The organism is Streptomyces sp. NPDC001393 (genome assembly GCF_053597455.1).
Genome location: NZ_JBSFIH010000046.1, coordinates 15,375 through 37,275, shown reverse-complemented (window position 1 = coordinate 37,275; position 21,901 = coordinate 15,375). Strand labels below are relative to the sequence as shown.

The 21,901-nt window shown below is 73.4% G+C and carries 4 protein-coding genes and 1 pseudogene; all 5 read left to right on the top strand.

Annotation, left to right across the window (positions count from 1 at the left end; genetic code table 11):
- Window positions 1–46: 46 nt before the first annotated feature.
- Entirely contained in the window at window positions 47–3,187 is a 3,141-nt protein-coding gene (locus ACWC2T_RS34575; RefSeq protein WP_450674288.1) for a type I polyketide synthase, read from the top strand.
- Between the two features lie 70 nt (window positions 3,188–3,257).
- A pseudogene (locus ACWC2T_RS34570) lies at window positions 3,258–8,762 on the top strand (type I polyketide synthase); the annotation flags it as partial.
- A 9-nt stretch (window positions 8,763–8,771) separates the two neighbouring features.
- Complete coding sequence (locus tag ACWC2T_RS34565; RefSeq protein WP_450674287.1) at window positions 8,772–15,356, top strand: type I polyketide synthase; 6,585 nt, start codon at window positions 8,772–8,774, stop codon at window positions 15,354–15,356.
- A gap of 5 nt (window positions 15,357–15,361) precedes the next feature.
- Window positions 15,362–18,472 (top strand): type I polyketide synthase, encoded by a 3,111-nt coding sequence (locus ACWC2T_RS34560; RefSeq protein ID WP_450674286.1) that lies wholly within the window; start codon window positions 15,362–15,364, stop codon window positions 18,470–18,472.
- A gap of 99 nt (window positions 18,473–18,571) precedes the next feature.
- Window positions 18,572–21,850 carry a non-ribosomal peptide synthetase gene (locus ACWC2T_RS34555; RefSeq protein ID WP_450674285.1) on the top strand — a complete coding sequence of 1,093 codons (3,279 nt, stop codon included), beginning with the start codon at window positions 18,572–18,574 and terminating at the stop codon, window positions 21,848–21,850.
- Window positions 21,851–21,901: the final 51 nt, after the last annotated feature.

Sequence of the window (21,901 nt, the reverse complement as noted above, 5' to 3'; positions counted from 1 at the left end):
GCCGCCCGTCAAAGAGCCGTACACCGAGGGAACCGGAAGGAATGCCATGAGTGGCGCAGCCACCGATATTGCCGTCATCGGGATGTCGTGCCGCTTTCCCGGTGTGCAGAACCTGGCCGAGTTCTGGCGCCTGCTGCACGACGGGAAGTCCACCATCGGAACATTTCCCCAGCACCGGGCGGCCGACGCGCATTCCAAGCACACCTCCCACCCGGACGCCGCCACCCTGAACTCGGGTTCCTTCTTCGACTCCATCGACGCCTTCGACGCCGCCTTCTTCGGAACGGGACCGGCGGAAGCGGCCGCCATGGACCCCGTGCAGCGGCTGGGCCTGGAGCTCGCCTGGGAGGCCGTCGAGGACGCCCGCATCCCGGCGAGCACGCTCGCGGGCCGCGAGGTCGACGTCGTGGTCGGCGCCGCGCCCTCCGGCTACGAACTGCTGCGCAAGGCTTCCGGCAGCGACCAGGACGACCACTACGCCGCGCTCGGCTCCAGCGGCGCGCTGATCGCCAACCGCATCTCGGGCCTGCTCGACGTCCGCGGCATGAGCTTCTGCGCGGACTCGGGCCAGTCCTCCTCACTCGTGTCCCTGGCGCTGACCTGCGACCGGATCCGGTCCGGCGCCGTCGACATGGCGATCGCCGGCGGCGTACACCTGATCGCCGACCCGGAAGCGGGGGCCGGGCTGGCGAACCTGGGCGCCCTGTCGCCCGACGGCCGCTGCTTCCCCTTCGACGAACGGGCCAACGGCTTCATCCGGGGAGAGGGCGGGGCGTTCGTCCTGCTGAAGCGGCTCGACCTCGCCGTCGCCGACGGTGACCACATCTACGCGGTGGTGCGCGGCTGGGGCGTCGGCAGCGGCGGCGCGTCCTCCCGGATGCCCGACCCCAGCCCCACCGGGCAGGCGGCGGCCGTGCTGTCCGCCCTGCGGCGCGCGGCGATCGCCTTCGACGGTGTCGACTACGTCGAGGCCCACGGCACCGGCACCCGGCTCGGCGATCCGGCCGAGATAGCCGGTCTGCGCGAGGTGTTCCGGGAAGCCGGCCGCAGCCGCCCCCTGGTGATCGGCTCGGTGAAGGCGAACGTCGGGCACCTGGAGCCGGCCGCGGGGATCGCCGGCTTCGTGAAGGCCGCGCTGTGCGTCGACCGCGCCGAGCTGGTTCCGCAGCCGGGCTTCCGCTCCCCGAACCCCGCCATCGCGGACTTCGAGGAGGACTTCGACGTCCCCAGGGCCGCCCGGCCCTGGCCGGACGAGCCGGGCCGGCCGCGGCGGGCCGGGGTGTCGTCGGTCGGCATGGGCGGCACGAACGTGCACGTGATCCTCGAACAGGCCCCCGAGTCCCGGACCGAACCCCCCGCCACGGACGAGGCCCCGGTCCCCGCGAGCGTCTCCGGCGTGGTGCCCTGGGTGCTGTCGGCGCGCTCGGAGCCGGCCCTGCGGGAGCAGGCGGCGCGGTTGCGGGAGCTCGTGACCGCCGACGCCTCGCTGTCGGCGACCGACGTGGGACATTCGCTGGTGTCGACGCGGTCCTCGTTCGAGCACCGGGCGGTGGTGCTCGGCGGTGACCGTGCGGAGGCGCTGGCCGGCCTCGACCTGGTGGCGGCGGGCGGTGACGCGGCCCGCGCGGTGCGCGGCGTCGCCACGGGGCCCGCGGGTCCGGTCGTCTTCGTCTTCCCCGGCCAGGGGTCGCAGTGGCTGGGCATGGGACGGCAGCTCTACGCGGAGTCGCCGGTGTTCGCGCACGCGATCGACACTTGCGCGCGGGCGCTGGACCCGTGGCTGGACTTCTCGCTGCTGGACCTGATCACCGGCGCCGAGTCGGCGCCGTCGCTGGAGCGCGGGGACGCCGTGGTCCAGCCCGCGTTGTTCGCGATGATGGTGTCCCTGGCGCGGCTGTGGCGGTCGCTGGGAGTGGTCCCCGACGCGGTGGTGGGGCACTCGCAGGGAGAGATCGCCGCGGCGTGCGCGGCGGGTGCGCTCTCCCTGGAGGACGCGGCCCGGGTCGTCGCCCTGCGCAGCCGGGCACTGACCGCTCTGGCCGGCCTGGGCGGGCTGAACGCGGTGGCCGCGCCCCTGGCCTGGGTCGAGGACCGGCTCGGGCGGTGGTCCGGACGGCTGTCCGTGGCCGCGGTCAACGGGCCGGCCTCCGTGGTGATCGCCGGGGACCTTCAGGCACTGGAGGAGTTCGCCGCGCTGGCGGCCGGCGACGGGGTCCGGGTGCGCCGGGTCAGGATCGAGTACGCGTCCCACTCCCACCAGGTCGAACGCATCCGTGACCAGGTGCTGGAGGCCGCCGCCGGCATCACACCGCGTCAGACGGCGGTGGAGTTCCACTCCACGGTCACCGCAGGACCGCTCGACACCCGCAGGCTCGACGCCTCGTACTGGTACGACAACCTGCGCTCCACGGTACGTTTCGGCGAGGTCGTTCAGAACCTGATGCGCGAGCGCGGCGGCGTGTTCGTGGAGGTCAGCCCGCATCCCGTGCTCCAGGTGGCGATGGAGGAGGCCGCCGACGCGCTGGCGAGCCCGCCTGCGGTGGTGAGCACCCTGAGCAGGCACGACGGCAGCCTGGGCAAGGTCCTGACGTCCCTGGCCGAGCTGCACGTGCGCGGGGTGCCGGTGGACTGGCAGGCGGTGTTCGCCGCCGGCCGGCCGCGCCGGATCGGCCTGCCGACCTACCCCTTCCAGCGGCAGCGGTACTGGCTGACGGCGCCCGCCGGCACCGACACCGCGGGTGGCCCCGCCACGCAGGCGAACGGGCCGGGTGCGCGCACCAGGGCGGCGGACCTGGGCTCGCCGTCAGCGGTCCTCGCCCTCGTGTGCGCCGAAACCGCGGCGCTGCTGAGCACCAAGGGCGCGGGCCTGACGGGCACCGATCTCCAGGCACGGGCGACCGAGACCTTCAAGGCACTCGGCTTCGACTCCTCGATGGCGGTGGAACTGCGCAACCGGCTGGGCGCGGCGGTCGCGGTGCGGCTCCCGGCCACCGTCGCGTTCACCTACCCCACTCCGCACGCGCTCGCCGAACGCCTCTTCTCCCTCCTCGAACCCGAGACGCCCGAGACGCCCGAGACGCCCGAGGCACACGCGGCGCCCGAGGCCGGCGAAACGGTGGAGGACACGAGTCTGGAGAGCCGCAGCGATGACGATCTCTACGCGTTGATCGAACGCGGATACGTATAGCCACACCCGTTCTTCTAAACAACCTTTGGGGGAGGCCCTGGTGGAGGATGTCGACAAGCTCCGGTCCTACTTGCGCCGTGCCGTCGGCGACGCGCAGGAACTGCGCGAGCGGGTGCGCGAGTTGGAGGAGTCGGCGCGCGAGCCCATCGCTGTCGTGGGTGTGGGGTGTCGCTTCCCTGGCGGGGTGACGTCCCCCGAAGGACTGTGGTCGGTCGTGTCCGAAGGCGTGGACGCGATGGGCGACTTCCCCCTGGACCGCGGGTGGGACGTGGAGGCCCTCTACGACCCGGATCCCGAGGCGCACGGCAAGACGTACACCCGCACGGGCGGATTCCTGCCCGAGCTCCCGGAGTTCGACGCGCAGTTCTTCGGCATCAGCCCGCGCGAGGCGCTGGCGATGGACCCGCAGCAGCGGCTGATGCTGGAGACGTCGTGGGAAGCGCTGGAGCGGGCCGGTATCGACCCGGCCGGCCTGCGCGGTTCGGCGACCGGGGTGTTCACCGGGATCTACGGCGTCGACTACGGCCCACGGGTGGGCGGCGGGGCAGCCGGCGAGGTGGAGGGTTTCCAGCTCACCGGGAACTACCTCAGCGTGGCCTCCGGCCGGGTGGCGTACGTGCTGGGTCTGGAGGGCCCGGCGGTGTCGACCGACACCGCGTGCTCGGCCTCGCTCGTCGCCGTCCACCAGGCCGTGCGCTCCCTGCGGTCCGGGGAGTGCACGCTGGCGCTGGCCGGCGGTGTGGCGGCGCTGCCGACTCCGGGGATGCTCGTGGAACTCGCCCGGCAGCGGGGTCTGTCCGTGGACGGCCGGTGCAAGGCGTTCGCGGACGCGGCGGACGGCACCGGCTTCTCCGAGGGCGCGGGCGTGCTGGTGCTGGAGCGGCTCTCGGACGCGCGCCGCAACGGGCACCGGATCTGGGCGGTGATCCGCGGTTCGGCGATCAACCAGGACGGCGCGTCCAACGGGCTCAGCGCGCCGAACCCCCTGGCGCAGCAGCGGGTCATCCGGGCGGCCCTGGCCGATGCCGGGCTGCAGGCGGGCGATGTGGACGCGGTCGAGGCGCACGGGACCGGCACCAGGCTGGGCGACCCCATGGAGGCGGAGGCCCTGCTGGCCACCTACGGTCAGGGCCGGGACGGCCTGAGCCCGCTGTGGCTGGGGTCGCTGAAGTCGAACATCGGCCACACGCAGGCGGCCGCGGGTGTCGGCGGCATGATCAAGATGATCATGGCGATGCGGCACGGGGTGCTGCCGAAGACGTTGCACGTGGACCGTCCCTCGACCCACGTGGACTGGTCGGCCGGGGCGGTGGAGCTGCTGACCGAGGCCCGGGAGTGGACCACACCGGCGGGCCGGCCCCGGCGCGCGGGCGTGTCCGCCTTCGGCATCAGCGGCACCAACGCGCACCTGATCCTGGAGCAGGCACCTGAGCCCGCCGAGCAGGAGGAGACGCCGGCTCCCGCCGCCGGGGACGTCGCCGGGCCGGTGCCGTGGGTGCTGTCGGCCAAGTCGGAACAGGCGCTGCGCGAACAGGCCCTGCGGCTGCGGGACCACGTGGCCGCGCACGCGGACCTGCCGGTCACGGGCGTGGGACACGCGCTGGTGACGACGCGGTCGCTGTTCGAGCACCGCCAGGTGGTCATCGGCACCGACCGGGAGGCACTGCTCGCCGCCCTGGCCGCCGTCGCCGCAGGTGACACTGCCGGGCTCGCCGGTGCGGTGTCCGGCGTCGCGAAGCCGGTGGGCAGGACCGTGTTCGTCTTCCCGGGCCAGGGCGGACAGTGGGCCGCGATGGGCCGGGAGCTGTGGGAGACCTCCCCGGTCTTCGCGAAGGAACTGCGCGCGTGCGCCGAGGCGCTTCAGCCGTGGGTGTCCTGGTCGTTGATCGACACCGTGTGCGGCGGGCCGGACGCGGCGGACCTGGAGGACATCGACGTCGTCCAGCCGGTGCTGTTCGCGGTGATGGTGTCGCTGGCCCGGGTGTGGCGTTCGCTGGGGGTGACACCGGATGTGGTGATCGGCCACTCCCAGGGCGAGATCGCCGCGGCCTACGTCGCGGGCGCCCTGACCCTTGAGGACGCGGCCAAGATCGTGGCCCTGCGGTCCCGGCTGCTGGCCACGGTCGCCGGGCAGGGCAGCATGGCGGGGATCCTGCTGCCCGAGGACCGCGTGCGGGAACTGATCCAGGGGCAGGAGTCGCGGATCGGGATCGCCGCGGTGAACGGACGGAACTCGACGACGGTCTCGGGCGAGACCGAGGCCGTCGAGGCGCTGGTCGCGGCCTGCCAGGCCGAGGGCGCCCGCGCACGCCTGATCAAGTCCAGCGTGCCCGGCCACTCGCCGCTGATGGACCGGTTCGAGGACCGGCTCCAGCAGGAGCTGGGCCGGATCACCCCCCTGCCCACGCCGGTGACGATCTACTCGACGGTGACCGGCGACCTGATCGACCCCACCGACCTCGACACCGCCTACTGGTACCGCAACCTGCGCGAACCGGTCCAGTTCGCGGCCGCCATGCAGCGCCTGGTCGAACAGGAACCGAGCAGCGCGGTCATCGAGCTCAGCCCGCACCCGTTGCTCGTGATGAACATCCAGGAGATGTTCGACACCACGCCCGGTGCCACCGGGTTCGTGGTGGGTTCCCTGCGCCGCGACGAGGGCGGCCTCGCGCGGCTGTACCAGTCGGCGGCCGAGGCCTTCGTGGCGGGCCTCGCGGTGTCGTGGGAGGCGGCGCTCCCGGACAGCGGCGGCCGGTGGGTCGACCTGCCGACGTACGCCTTCCAGCGGCAGCGCTACTGGCTGAACACACCCGCCGAGACCACCGCCGCCGGCACGTCCGACCATCCGCTGCTCGACGCCGTGATCGATCTGCCCGGTGACGGCGAGCGCGGTTCCGTCGTGGGCAGCGGGCGCCTGTCCGTGGAGCGCCACCCGTGGCTCGCCGAGCACGTGGTCCACGGCGCCGTCCTGGTGCCCGCGACGGTGCTGGCGGAGCTGGCGGCGTGGGCGGCGCACAAGGCGGGCTGCGACGTCGTCGAGGAACTCACCCTGGAGACACCGCTGGTGCTGTCCCGCACGGCCGACCGCGAGATCCGCGTCGTGGTCGACGGCACCCGTGCGCTCAGCGTGCACTCCCGCGGCGAGGGCGAACCCGAGTGGACGCGCAACGCCGTCGGGCTCGTCGGATCCGGCACCGGAGCGACCCGCGCGGAAGAAGGCCTCACCTCCTGGCCGCCCGCGGGCGCGGCCGCCGTGCCTTTCGAGGACGAGTACGCCAGGCTGGCCGCCCTCGGCTTCGGCCACGGTCCCCTGCTGCGGGGCCTGAAGCAGGTGTGGCGCCAGGGCGACACCCTGTTCGCCGAGGTGGAGCTGCCCGCGTCCGACGGCGCCGATCAGGGCCGGTTCCGGATCCACCCGGCGCTGCTGCACGCCGCGTTGCTCCCGCTCGGCCTCGGGCGGTTCGTCGACACCTCCCGGCCCGAGGGCTGGCTGCCGCTGCGGTGGACGGGCATCCGCCTCGACTCCGCCCGGCCGACCGCACTGCGCGTCCGTCTGGCCCCCGCCGGCGAGAACGCGCTGTCCGTGACCCTCGCGGACGCCGGCGGAGCACCCGTCGGCGGCGTCGCCTCGCTGAGCCTGCGGCCCGCGGACGTCGAGAAGCTGACCGAGCTGAGCTTCGACCGGCAGGACTCGCTGTTCCAGCTGGACTGGGTCCCCCTCACGGTCGTGTCCTCTCCGGCCGTGGACCGGTACGCGGTGGTGGGCGGATCCGACGCGGTCACCGCGGCCCTGGGCCAGGACCGGGAGGTCTTCACCGATCTCGACGAACTCGCCGCCCTGGCCGGGGAGACACCCCCGGTCGTCATCGTCGGCATCGAGCGTGCGGACGGCGCCGACACACCCGCCGACGTCGAGCGGAACCTCCACCGCGTGCTGCGCTGGACGCAGACCTGGCTCTCCGGCGAACGGTTCCGTGACTCCCGCCTGGTCGTCGTCACGCGGGACGCGTTCCACGACGAGCAGGTGCCGCACCCCGACCCCGCGGCTGCCGCGGTCTGGGGATTCCTGCGTACCGCGCAGACCGAGAACCCGGGCCGGTTCACGCTCGTGGACACGGACGACCAGCCCGCCTCGTGGGCCCTCGTCCCGGCTGCGGCCGGAACCGGGGAAGCCCAGCTCAAGATCCGCGCCGGCCGGGTGACCACACCTCAACTGGCCCACGCCACGGGCGACTTCGACGGGGCACCGGACGCTCTCGGCTCCGGTTCGGTGCTGATCACCGGCGGCACCGGCGGCCTGGGCGCGATGCTGGCCCGGCACCTCGTCGCGCGGCACGGGGTGCGCCGACTGGTGCTGACCAGCAGGCGTGGGGCCGAGGCTCCGGCGGCGGCCGCGCTGCGCGAGGAGCTGACCGGGGCCGGGGCGCACGTCGACATCGTGGCCTGCGACGTGACCAGCCGCGAGTCCGTCGCCGAACTGATCGCCGCGGTGCCGTCCGAGCACCCGCTGACCGCGGTGATCCACTGCGCGGGCGTGCTGGACGACGGCGTCGTGGCGGCCCTGACCGAGGACCGCCTGGACGCGGTCCTCGCGCCGAAGGTGCGCGGCGCCTGGCACCTGCACGAGCTGACCCGGCATCTGAACCTGTCCGCGTTCGTGCTGTTCTCCTCGATCGCGAGCGTGCTCGGCTTCGCGGGGCAGGCCAACTACGCGGCGGCCAACGCCTTCCTCAACGGCCTCGCGGAAGCCCGCCGGGCCGAGGGACTGGCGGCCCGCGCACTGGGCTGGGGCTTCTGGGCGGAGCGCAGCGAGATGAGCGCCGACCTCACCGACGCGGACGTGGTCCGCATGCAACAGCAGGGCGTGCAGCCGCTGTCGTCGCAGGAGGGGCTCGCGCTCTTCGACTCGGCGCTCCCCGCGGACGAGCCGGTGCTGGTGCCGGTGCGGCTGAACCTGACGGCGCTCGGCCCGATGGCGTCACCGCTGCTGCGCACGCTGGCCGGCCCGTCCGCCGGTGCCGCCGGCCCGGCCTCCACCGACCTCTCTCTCGCGCAGACGCTGACGTCGCTGCCGCCCGAGGAGGCGGAGGCGGCCCTGCTCGACGCCGTACGCACGCAGACCGCGCTCGTGCTCGGGCACGCCGACACCGGACGGATCGGCCCCGCCGCGACGTTCAAGACGCTCGGGATCGATTCGCTCACGGCGCTGGAGCTGCGGAACAAGCTTGCGGCGGTGACCGGCCTGAAGCTGCCCGCCACGCTCGTCTTCGACCACCCGAACCCGGCCGCCCTCGCGCAGTTCCTGGCCGCGAGCATCACCCCCGACTCCGGGGCCGACCCGCAGTCCCCGGCCGATCACCTGGTCAAGGAGATCGAAGGACTGGGCGCCCGGCTCGAGGACGCGTTCCTCGGGCTCGGTGAGGAGGACCAGGCCACCATTTCCAGTCTGCTCGGCGAACTGCAGGGCCGAGTCCGTTCGATGGCGAGCGCCGGGGCACCGGCCGGCATCGCCGACCAGATCAGTTCGGCCTCGGCGGGAGAGCTTCTCGCGCTGCTGGACAAAGAGCTCGGCTAGGGGAGAGCGATGACCAACGACAACAATGCCGACGTTCTCGACTACCTCAAGCGGACGTCGATCGAGCTGATCGAGACGCGAAAGCGCCTGCAGGAGCTGACGGACGCCGCTGCCGAGCCCATCGCGATCGTCGGTGTCGCCTGCCGCTACCCCGGAGGGGCGGCCTCCCCGGAGCAGCTGTGGGAGCTGGTGCGGGACGGCGCGGACGTCGTGTCGGACTTCCCCGACGACCGCAACTGGGACCTGGAGTACGACCCGGACCCGGACCGGCCCGGCACCTGCTACACCCGCAAGGGCGGCTTCCTGTACGACGCGGGTGACTTCGACGCCGAGTTCTTCGGGATCAGCCCGCGCGAGGCGTTGTCCGCCGACCCGCAGCAGCGGCTGCTCCTGGAGACCGCGTGGGAGTCCGTGGAACGGGCCGGTATCGACCCCGAGTCCCTGCGCGGCAGCGACACCGGCGTGTTCGCCGGGCTCGCCTACTTCGGATACGGCAACCACTTCGCCACCCCGGAGGCCATCGCCGGCTACGCGCAGATCGGTTCCCTGCTGAGCGTGGCGTCCGGGCGCGTGGCGTACGCCCTGGGGCTGGAGGGCCCGGCGGTGTCCACGGAGACCGCGTGCTCGTCGTCGCTGGTGGCGGTGCACCAGGCGGTGCAGTCGCTGCGGCAGGGCGAGTGCGGCCTCGCCCTGGCCGGCGGCGTCACCGTCGTCGGGATGCCGCAGGTCTTCCGGGAGATGTCGCGGCAGCGGGGTCTGTCCGTGGACGGCCGGTGCAAGGCGTTCGCGGACGCGGCGGACGGCACCGGCTTCGCCGAGGGCGTCGGCGTGCTGGTGCTGGAGCGGCTCTCGGACGCGCGCCGCAACGGACGCCGGATCTGGGCGGTGATCCGCGGTTCGGCGATCAACCAGGACGGCGCGTCCAACGGGCTGACCGCGCCGAGCGGACCGGCGCAGCAGCGCGTGATCCGGGCGGCGCTGGCGAACGCCCGGCTGCAGGCGGGCGACGTGGACGCGGTCGAGGCGCACGGCACGGGCACGACGCTGGGCGACCCCATCGAGGCGGGTGCCCTGCTGGCCACCTACGGTCAGGAGCGGGACGGCCTGAGCCCGCTGTGGCTGGGGTCGCTGAAGTCGAACATCGGCCACACGCAGGCGGCCGCGGGTGTCGGCGGCATGATCAAGATGATCATGGCGATGCGGCACGGGGTGCTGCCGAAGACGTTGCATGTGGACCGTCCCTCGACCCACGTGGACTGGTCGGCCGGGGCGGTGGAGCTGCTGACCGAGGCCCGGGAGTGGACCACACCGGCGGGCCGGCCCCGGCGCGCGGGCGTGTCCGCCTTCGGGGTCAGCGGCACCAACGCGCACGTCATCCTGGAAGAGGCGCCGCCCCAGGAGGAGGCGCCGGAACGCGCCCCGCAGGCGGGTGTCGCCGGCGGCCTGGTGCCCTGGGTGGTGTCGGGCAAGAGCGCGAAGGCCCTTCAGCAGCAGGCGGGCAGGCTGCGCGACTTCCTCGCCGCCGGCGCGGACCTGGACCTCGCCGACGCCGGCTGGTCGCTGGTGTCGAGCCGGTCGCGGTTCGAGCACCGCGCGGTGGTCCTCGGGCACGACCGGGAGGAGCTGCGATGCGCTCTGGCGGCGCTGAGCGACGGCGAGGAGTCCGCCGCGGTGGTCCGCGGTGTCGCCGGGGAAGTGGGCGGAACCGTCTTCATGTTCCCGGGCCAGGGCAGCCAATGGGCTGGCGTGGCACGGAAGTTGTACGACACCTACCCGGTGTTCGCGCAGAGCCTCGACGAGACGTGCGCACACTTCGACACCCACCTGCCCTTCGCGCTCAAGCCTTTGCTCCTCGCCGACGAGCTCGAACCCGCGCAGCGCGAGCGCACGGACATCGCGCAGCCGGCGCTGTTCACCCTGCAGGTCGGCCTGTACCGGCTCCTGGCGCGGTACTGCCCGCGCCCGGACCACCTCATCGGCCACTCCGTCGGCGAGATCGCCGCCGCCCATGTGTCCGGGGTCTTCGACCTGGACACCGCGGCCAGGCTCGTGGCCGCACGCGGACGGACCATGCAGACGGTCACCGAGCGCGGCGCCATGCTGGCCGTACGCGCCTCGGAAGCCCAGGTGAGCGCCCTGCTCGGGGAGTACGACCGGGTCGGCGTCGCCGCCGTCAACGGCCCGGAGTCGATCGTGGTCTCGGGCCTGCGCGACCAGGTCCACGCCCTGCGCGACCGGCTCGTCGCCGAGGGCACCTCGGCGAAGCTGCTCGCGGTCGACCACGCGTTCCACTCCCCGCTCATGGACCCGATCCTGGACGAGTTCGCGGCATCGCTCACCACGTTCCCCGCGGGCGAGATGGCGGTCCCGATCGTCTCGACCAGGCTGGGCCGCGAGGTCACGCTCCAGGAGCTGTCGACCGTCGAGTACTGGGTGAACCACGTCCGTGAACCCGTTCGCTTCCACGACGCGGTGGAGTGCGCCCGCGCGGCCGGTGCACGCGTCTTCCTGGAGGTGGGGCCGGGGGCGACGCTCGCGAGCATCACCCAGGAGGCCTTCGCCGCTCAGGGCGTGCACGACGCGGTGGTCCTGTCGGCGTCGCGGCGGGACCGCACCGGGCCGCAGGCGCTGACCGGCGCGCTGGCCGCACTGCACGTGAGGGGAGTCCGGGTCGACTGGGACGCCCTGTTCGGGGCGCGCCGCCGGGTGGACCTTCCGACGTACGCGTTCCAGCGGCAGCGGTACTGGCTGGACCTGCGGGCCGGCATGGAGTCGGCGGACGTCGCCTCCGCCGGTCTGGCGGCCCCGGACCACCCGCTCCTGGGTGCCGTGGTGGACCACCCCGGCACCGGCGAGGTGGTCTTCACCGACCTGTGGTCCCTGCGGACCCACGGCTGGCTGGCCGATCACGCCGTGTTCGGCGCGGTCGTCGTACCGGCGACGGCCTACCTGGACCTGGCGCTGTCGGCCGGCGACCACGTCGGGTGCGGCGCGGTCGAGGAACTCACCCTGGAAGTCCCCCTGATCATCCCCGACTCGGGCGATGTGCAGGTGCGGGTCGTCGTCGGCGCGGCGGACGAGACGGGGCGCCGCTCCCTGGACGTGTACTCACGCCCCGGCGAGGACGGTTTGGCGGTGGGCGGCTGGACCCGGCACGCGATGGGCGGCCTGGCACCGGGCACACCGCCGACGGCCGCGTGGGCGGACGACACCCGCGAGCTCGCCGTGTGGCCGCCGGCCGGCGCCCGGCAGCTCGCCATCGACAGCCTCTACGACGACTTCGCGGACGCGGGCTTCGACTACGGTCCGGCGTTTTGCGGGCTGCGCGAGGTCTGGCAGCACGGCGACGACCTCTTCGCCCTCGCCACCCTGCCGGATGCCGCCGAGGACCCGGCCGCCGGCGCCTTCCGCCTGCATCCGGCACTGATGGACACCGTCCTGCACGCGGCGATCGCCGGCGGGGTCATCGAGGTGACGGGCGAGCAGGGCCGGATGCCCTTCTCGTGGTCCGGCGCGGCACTGGCCGGCAGCTGCGGCCCGACCGTGCGGGTCCGCCTCTCCCCGGCCGGCGCCGACGCCGTGTCGCTGGCCGTCGCCGACGAGCAGGGCCGCAAGATCGCCTCGGTGAAGGCGCTGACGTTCCGGCCGGCAAGCGCCGAGCAGGTGCACTCGGCGCGCGGCGGGAAGGAGCGGTCGCTGTACGAGGTGCGGTGGCGGCCGGTCGAGGAGGGCGGGCGGGAGACCTACCGCGGGCCGTGGAGCGTCCTCGGCACGACGGGCGGCCTGGCCTCCCGGCTCGCCGCGGCGGGCGACGACACCGCCGTGCTCCACGCCTCCCTCGACGAGGTCCTCGCGGGACAGCCGCCCCGGCACCTCGTCCTGTGCCTGGACGACCTCGTCGCCGCCGGCCCCGATCTGCTCGCCACGGTCGGCGACACCGACAAGCGCGTGCTGGAGTGGGTCCAGCGGTTCCTCGCCGAGGACTCGCTCGCCTCGTCCACGCTGGTCGTGCTCACCCGCCGGGCCCTCGACACCGGTACGGGCGAGAGCGTCGAAAGCCTCCCCGGCGCGTCCGTGTGGGGCCTGATCCGCTCCGCCCGGACCGAGCACCCCGGCAGGTTCCGGCTGGTGGACGTCGACGACGCCGAGACGTCCCTCGCACGCGTCCCGGACGCGCTCGCCCTCGACGAGGACCAACTGGCGCTGCGCGAGGGCGCGTTGCTCGTCCCCCGCCTGGCACCGGCCGCACCCGAGGACCAGCGGCTCGAGCCGCCGGCGGCCGGCCCCCACCGGCTCGGCATCCCGAGCAAGGGCACGCTGGAGAACCTGACCTGGGTGGCGTGCCCCGAGGTCGAAGCACCCCTGACCAGCGGTCAGGTCCGCATCGCCGTACAGGCCGCGGGCCTCAACTTCCGTGACGTCACCATCGCGTTGGGGCTGGTGGACAAGACGGCCATCGACGCCGGGCTCGGCAGTGAGGGCGCCGGAGTCGTCCTGGAAGTGGCGGACGACGTGCCGGGTCTGGCCCCGGGCGACCGGGTGATGGGCATCTTCACCGGCGCCTTCGGCCGCACGGCCGTGGCCGACCACCGCATGCTCATGCCCATCCCCGACGGGTGGAGCTACGCCGAGGCGGCGTCCGTGCCGTGCACCTTCCTCACCGCCTACCACGGGCTCTTCCGCGTGGCGAACCTCAGGAAGGGGCAGCGGATCCTCATCCACGCCGCGGCGGGCGGCGTCGGCATGGCCGCCGTTCAGCTGGCCCAGCACGCCGGCGCCGAGATCTACGCCACCGCGAGCCCGGCCAAGTGGCCCGTGCTGCGCGGCCTGGGACTGGACGAGGCGCACCTGGCGTCGTCGCGCGACCTTCAGTTCGCCGAGAAGTTCCTGAAGGCCTCGGACGGCCGCGGTGTCGACGTCGTACTGAACTCCCTCGCGCACCAGTTCGTCGACGCCTCGCTGACGCTGCTGCCGGGCGGCGGACACTTCGTCGAGATGGGCAAGACGGACATCCGCGACCCCCGCCAGGTGGCGGCCGACCACCCCGGAGTCGACTACGAGGCCTTCGACCTCTACGAGGCGGGCCCGGACGCGATCCACGAGATGTTCCGGGCCGTCATGGACCTGTTCGCCGACGGGCGGGTGCGGCTGAACCCGATCTCCCTGCGCGACATCCGTGACGCGCGCCGGACCTTCCGCGAGATGAGCCAGGGCCGCCACGTCGGCAAGCTGGTCCTCGAGGTGGGCGACGGCCTCGGTGGCGGCACCGTGCTGGTCACCGGCGGCACCGGGGGAGTCGGTTCGCTCCTGGCACGGCACCTCGTAGCCGAACACGGAGTACGCAGTCTGCTGCTGGCCAGCCGCCGGGGAACGGCGGCCGACGGGGTGCCCGAGCTGGTCGCGGACCTGCAGAGCGCGGGCGCGGCCGTACGGGTCGTCCAGTGCGATGTCGCGGACCGGGCCGCCGTTGCGGACCTGCTCGCGGACCTGCCCGGCCGGTACCCGCTGACCGCGGTCGTGCACGCGGCGGGTGTGCTCGCGGACGGCACCGTCGAGTCGCTGACCGCGCAAAGCGTCGACCACGTGCTGCGCGCCAAGGTCGGCGGCGCCGTCACCCTGCACGAGCTGACCCGCGACCACACCCTGTCGGCGTTCATCCAGTTCTCCGCCCTCGCGGGCACGCTCGGCAACGCGGGACAGGCCAACTACGCCGCGGCCAACGCCTTCCTGGACGGTCTGGCGGCGCAGCGCAGGGCGTCCGGCCTGCCCGGCACCTCGCTGTGCTGGGGCTGGTGGGAGCAGAGCAGCGGCATGACCGGGGAGCTGGACCAGGCCGACCTCTCCCGGCTGCGGCGGATGGGCATCGCCGCGATGCCGACGCCGGAGGCACTGGCCCTGTTCGACGCGGCGTGCGCGAGCGGCAAGCCGGTCCTCGTCCCGGCCCGGCTGGACGTCGCCGCGCTGCGCGGCAAGAGCGGTGACGAGCTGCCGCCGCTGCTGCGCGACCTCGTCGACGGCGGCCGGCCGCGCCGCGCCGCGGCGAGCACGGCCAAGGCCGGCGGCTCGCTCTCCCTGGCCGCGAAGCTGGCCGCCCTGCCGGCGGACGAGGCACAGGCCGCCGCCCTGGACTGGGTCCGCGACCAGGCCGCCGTCGTGCTCGGCCACCCGTCGGGGACGGCCGTCGACATCGACCAGGCGTTCACCCAGCTCGGATTCGACTCGCTGACCGCGGTCGAACTGTGCAACCGCCTGTCCGCCTCGACCGGACTGCGCCTGCCGTCCACCCTCGTCTTCAGCTACCCGACCCCCCGCGAGCTGAGCGAGTACCTGTGCGGCCTGCTGCGCCCGGAAGCGGACACCGGCCCGGCCGAGGCCGCCGAGAAGGCCGGGGACGCCGAGATCCGCGAGCTGCTGCGGACCGTCTCGATCGAGAGCCTGCGCCGCGCGGGCGTCCTGGAAACAGTCCTGGCGTGCGCCGAGGCGCCCGAGCCGAGCGGCGACGCACCGGCGGCGGACGCGGACGCCGCGGCGGAAGAACTGTCGGACCTGGACCTGGACGCACTGGTCGACCTGGCTCTGGGTGAGAAGGGGTAAGTGACATGACCAACTCCGCAGATCGCACCGCGGACGGCACGGACCGGGTCCAGCGGGCACTCCGCACGCTCATCGAGGAACGCGACCGCCTCCGGCAGGAGAACGACGCCCTGAAGACCGGCCGTGGCGAGCCGATCGCCGTGGTGGCCATGGCGTGCCGCTACCCGGGAGGCGTCTCGACGCCCGAGGACCTGTGGGACGTGGTCCGCGAAGGCCGGGACGTCGTCGGGGACTTCCCGCAGGACCGCGGGTGGCGAGACGTGTACGACCCCGATCCCCAGGCCGCCGGCAAGGCGTACACGCGCCAGGGCGGGTTCCTGGCCGACGTGGCCGGTTTCGACGCGGACTTCTTCCACCTCAGCCCGCGTGAGGCGCTGGCCGTCGACCCGCACCACCGCCTGCTGCTGGAGACGTCCTGGGAGGTCTTCGAGCGGGCCGGCATCGTCCCCGCCGACGTGCGCGGGTCCGAGGTCGGCGTCTTCTCCGGGGTCAGCTCCTCCGAGTACGGGTGGCGTTTCCTGGAGGGCGGCCAGAAGGAGCTGGAGGGCTACTTCCTGTACGGCAGCGCGCTGAGCGTCGCGTCCGGCCGGGTGGCGTACGAGATGGGGCTGACCGGGCCGGCGGTGTCGGTGGACACGGCCTGCTCGTCGTCGCTGGTGGCCCTGCACATGGCGGTGCAGTCGCTGCGTTCGGGGGAGTGCTCGCTCGCACTGGCGGGCGGGGCCCTGGTGATGGCGACGCCCGCGATGTTCGTGGAGTTCTCCCGGCAGGAGGCCCTGTCGGCCGACGGCCGGTGCAAGGCCTTCGCGGACGCGGCCGACGGGACCGGCTGGGCCGAGGGGGTGGGCGTGCTGCTCCTGGAGCGGCTGTCCGACGCCCGGCGCAACGGCCACCCGGTGCTGGCCGTCGTACGCGGCAGCGCGGTGAACCAGGACGGGGCCAGCAACGGGCTGACCGCCCCCAACGGCCGCGCCCAGGAGAAGGTGATCCGCAAGGCACTGGCGAACGCGGGCGTCTCGCCCTGTGAGGTCGACCTCGTCGAGGCCCACGGCACCGGAACCGCCCTGGGGGATCCCATCGAGGCGGGCGCCCTGCTGGCGACCTACGGCAAGGACCGGCCCGAGGACAGGCCGCTGTGGCTGGGGTCCCTGAAGTCGAACATGGGGCACGCCCAGGCCGCCGCCGGGGTCGCCGGCGTCATCAAGGCCGTGCTGGCCATGCGCCACGGCTACCTGCCGAAGACCCTGCACGTGGACACGCCCTCGCACCACGTCGACTGGTCCTCCGGCGCGGTCGAACTCCTGGTGGAGGGACGTGAGTGGCCCCGCACGGGCGGTCCGCGGCGGGCCGGGGTGTCCTCGTTCGGCGTCAGCGGCACCAACGCGCACGTGATCCTGGAAGAGGCCCCGCCCGAGGAGCAGCCGGACGAGCGGGGCCCGGACGCGGGCGTGGTGGGCGCACTGGTGCCGTGGGTGGTGTCGGGCAAGCGGGCGAAGGCCCTTCAGGAGCAGGCGGGCAGGCTGCGCGACTTCCTCGCCGCCGGCGCGGACCTGGACCTCGCCGACGCCGGCTGGTCGCTGGTGTCGAGCCGGTCGCGGTTCGAGCACCGCGCGGTGGTGCTGGGGCGCGGCCGTGACGAGCTGCTGAGCGGCCTTTCCTCGCTGAGCGAGGGTGCGGACTGCGCCGGGGTGGTCCGCGGCGTCGCCGGGAACCTCGGGGGCGTCGCCTTCGTGTTCCCCGGGCAGGGCTCGCAGTGGATCGGCATGGGCCGGGAGCTGTACGACGCCTTCCCGGTCTTCGCGCAGTCCCTCGACGCGTGCGCGGCCGCACTGTCGGAGTGGGTCGACTGGTCGCTGCTCGACGTGGTGCGCGGCGTGGCGGGGGCGCCCACCTTCGACCGGGTGGACGTGGTGCAGCCGGCGCTGTTCTCCGTGATGGTGTCCCTGGCCGCCCTGTGGCGGTCCTGGGGCGTGGAACCGGCCGCGGTGGTGGGCCACAGCCAGGGCGAGATCGCCGCCGCCCACGTCTGCGGTGCGCTGTCCCTGCGGGACGCCACCAAGATCGTGGCACTGCGCAGCAAGGCCCTGATCGAGCTGAAGGGGCTCGGCGGGATGGCCTCGGTCGCCCAGTCCGCGGACGTCGTGGAAGAACAACTGGCGCCGTGGCGCGACCGGGTGAGCGTCGCCGTGGTCAACGGACCCCGCTCCGTGGTGGTGTCCGGGGAACCGGACGCGCTCGACGAATTCGTCGAGAAGATGAAGGCCGACGGCGCCCAGGCGCGGAGAATTCCGGTCGACTACGCCTCCCATTCCCACCAGGTGACCCGGGTCCGCGACCAGGTGATCGGCGCGCTGTCCGACGTGAAGCCGAAGTCGTCGACGCTGCCCTTCTATTCGACGCTGTACGGCGAAATCGTCGACACCGCGGGGCTGAACGCCGACTACTGGTACAACAACCTGCGCGAAAAGGTCCTCTTCGAGACGTCCGTCCGGCAACTGGCCGCGGACGGCTTCCGGGTGTTCATCGAAGCGAGCCCGCATCCTGTGCTGAACGTCCCGGTGGAGGAGATCGTCGAGGACGTGGACGACGCGCTGGTCCTGGCGTCGACGCGGCGCGACCGCGACGAGGTGGAGGCCGTGCTCGGCTCGCTGGCGCAGCTGTACGTCCGGGGCGGATCCGTCGACTGGGATGCCCTGTTCACCACGCGCCGGCGGGTGGACCTGCCGACGTACGCCTTCCAGCGGCAGCGGTACTGGCTGACCTCCTCGCCCACGGCGGCGGTGACGGCCGAGGTGTCCCCGGCTCAGCCGCCCGAGGACGACGACGAGGTCGTCCCGCTGCCGGAGAGGATCTCCGCCCTCTCCGAGGACGAAGCCCGCACCCTCGTCCTCGACCACGTCCTCCAGAAGGCCGCCGTCGTGCTCGGACACCCCTCCAGCGCGTCCATCGACCCCGACGAGAAGTTCTGGGAGATCGGGTTCGACTCGATGCTGTCGATGGAGCTGAGCAAACGCCTGAGCGCGTCGACCGGACTGAAGCTCAGGGCGAACATGGTGCTGCGGCACCCGACCGCGCGACTGATCGCCGGGCACATCGTGTCCTCGATGGCCGCGTAGGAATGTCCCGCCGGCGGGACACCGCAAGCTCGACAGCGGCCTGTCCCGCCGGGAATCACGTTGTCTTGAACGGCCGATCCACCCCCCGGACCATGGGGGGTGATCTGCGAATTCCTCCGGTGTCCCGGTTTGTTTGTCGAGGGGTTGGTCTCAGTGCGTTCATTCGGTGCGTCCTCTGCGCACAAAGGCATGTGGCGGGCGCAGCAAATGGCTCCCGACACGCCGAACCATGCGCTGACCATGTGGGATGTGGACGGCGAACTGGACGCGGCGGTCATCCAGTCCGCTTTCCTGCACGTCATGGGCGAGGCGGAGGTGCTGCGCGTCAACTTCGCCGACGACGGCGGCCACCTGCGCCTCATCCCCCGGGAACTGGGCGACTGGCGGCCGTTCTTCCTGGATCTGAGCACCGAGGCCGACCCCGAGCAGGCGGCCCGCGACGCCCTGGCCGACCTGGTGCGCCGGCCGTTCGACCTGGAGCGGGACCTGCTGTTCCGGCTCGGTGTGGTCAAACTCGCGCCGGCCCGCTCGCTGTTGGTGATCGCCTATCACCACCTCATATCGGACGGGTTCGGCGCGGGCGGCCTGCTGTCGAAGCGGCTCGCCGAGGTCTACACGGCGCTGGTGCGCGGCGAGCAGGTGCCCCAGCTGCCGCACCCCTGGGACGCCGAGTCCTTCGCGACCGAGGCGACGGAGTACCTCGCCTCCCCGAAGTTCGCCGAGGACTCCGCGTTCTGGCGCGACTACCTGACCGATGCGCCCCCGCCCGCGCAGGTTCCGCGCGTCGCCCTGTCCGACGCGCAGCGGTCCGCGCTGTCCGAACCGCTGAGCAGCGCCGACCGCTGGTCCGAGGTGGCCGAGACCATCGGCATGGTCAGCCGGACACTGACCGTTCCCCGCGCCGAGTTGGACGTGTGGACCAACACCGCGCAGTCCATGGGCCTGTGGATGTCGCAGATGCTGACCGCCGCCACGGCGGTGTTCCTGCGGCACCGCTGCGACCGGCCGGAGTTCCTCCTCTCGCTGGCCGTCGGCAACCGGGTCGGCGTGGCGAGCCGGACGCCCGGCCTCGCGGTGAACGTGGTGCCGGTACGGGTGAAGATCGGCCTCGGCGCGACCTTCACCGAGGTCGCCGACACGCTCGTCGAGGAGACGTACGAGCTCTTCGACCACACCGCCTGCCACTACTCCGACATCCAGCGCGCGGCCGGAACCGTCCTGAGCGGCCGCGGCAGTTACGGCGCCGTCGTGAACGTCGTCGAGTTCGTGGAGCAGCTCCGCTTCGGCGACAGCCCGGCCCGCTACTCGGGCGCGACGACCGGCACCTTCGAGGAACTGTCGATCGGCGTCTACACCGACGGCAGCCCCGACAGCGACCTCTACATCCGGCTCGACGCCCCCGCAAGCCTGTACCACCGCGCGGAACTGCGTTTCATCGGCGAAGAGCTGATCGCGTACATCCGCGCCGTGGTGGCCGCCGGCGCCCAGCCGGTCGGTGCGCTGGACGTGCTCGGCGGTGCCGAGCGGCACCAGGTCCTGAAGGCGCCGAACGCCACCGACGCGCCGCTGCCGGGGCTGACGGTCCCGCAGCTGTTCGCCCGGGCGGTGCAGCGGGATCCCGACGCCGTCGCGCTGGCCTGTGGCGACACCACGGTCTCCTACCGGGAGCTGGACGAGCGCTCGAACCGCGTGGCCGAGGCGCTGCGCCGGCGGCACGTCGGACCCGAGACGGTCGTGGCGGTGGCGATGCCCCGGTCGGTGGACCTCGCCGTCGCCCTGCTCGGCGTGGTGAAGGCGGGCGGAGCCTACCTGCCCGTCGACCCGGCGCTCGCGGCGGAGCGCATCGCCTCCCGGATCGGCGAGGCCTCGGCACGCGCACTGCTCACCGACGCGGCGACAGCCGGACGGCTCTCGGCCGGCGGGGACGTCCCGGCGATCGTGTTCGACGACCTCGTGGCGGACACCGCCGGCGACGACGGCGACGCCGCCCCGCCATCCCCCCTGAGCCTCCATCAGGACAACCTGCTGGCCGTGCTGTACGACTCCGGGCCGGCCGGCGGGGCCACCGCGGTCGGGGTGACGCACCGGAACGTGGAGCGGTTCGTCCTGGACCACCACTGGCAGGAAGCCGGCCACAGCACCGTGCTCTGGCACACGCCGCACACCTCCGACGCACTCGCCCTGGAGCTGTGGGCGCCCCTGCTGGGCGGCGGCCGGGTGGTCGTGGCTCCCCCCGGGGAGCTCGGCCCCGACGTGCTGAGCAAGGCTCGCGCGGACCACGGGATCTCCACGGTGTGGCTGCCCGCGGGCCAGTTCTCGGCGATCGCCGCCGAGCGCCCCGAATGCCTCGCCGGGCTGCGTGAGGTGTGGACCGGCGGCGACCGTGTGTCCGCGGCCGCGCTGCGCCGGGTCCGTCAGGCCTGCCCCGAGCTGACGATCGTCCACGGCCACGGCCTGACCGAATCGACCGTGTTCGCCGCCTGCCACCGCCTGGCCGCCGGCGAACCGGTGCGCCACGCGGGCACGGTCGGCCGCCCGATGGACAACACCGCCCTGTACGTACTGGGCCCGGGCCTGACGCCGGTCCCCGTCGGCGTGACCGGAGAGCTGTACGTGGCCGGTCCCGGCGTGGTGCGCGGTTACCCCGGGCGGCCCGGCCCGACCGCGGAGCGCTTCGTGCCCTGCCCGTTCGGCCCGGCCGGCGCCCTCATGTACCGCACCGGCGACCGGGTGCGCTGGGGCACCGACGGCCGGCTCGAGTACGCGGCCCGGGCCGACGCCCAGGTGGACGTACGCGGCGTCCGGGTCGAGCTGGCCGAGGTCGAAGAGGTGCTGTCCGAGCACACCGGGCTCGCGCAGTCGGTCGTGGTCGTCCGGGAGGACGGCTCCGGTCAGCGGCACCTGGTGGCCTACGTCGTCCCGGTGGCCGGCCGGACCGTCTCGGCCGACGAACTGCGCCGGTTCGCCGCGGGCTGGCTGCCGGAGTCCATGGTGCCGTCGGTGTTCACGGTGCTGGACCGCCTGCCGGTGACGGCGGGCGGCAGGGTGGACCGGGCGGCGCTGCCGCAGCCCGAGTTCGACGAGCGCACCTACCGGGCACCGCGCAACGACACCGAGCGGATGCTGGCCGCGGCGTTCGCCGACGTACTCGAACTGGACCGGGTCGGCATCGACGAGGACTTCTTCGACCTCGGCGGCAACTCGCTGCGGGCGATCCGGCTGGTCGGCCTGATCCGGGCCGAGCTGAAGCAGGAGGTGTCCATCCGCAGGCTGTTCGCGGCGCGCACCATCATCGGCCTGTCGGACATGTTGAAGGACCTCGGCCAGTCCAGCAGGCCGAGCCTGCGCAGGCGGACCAAGGAGGGCGCGGTCCTCTGACCGCCGCCCGCCGCTCAACCGCCCTCCCGTCAGCGGGGTGAGGAGAAAGGG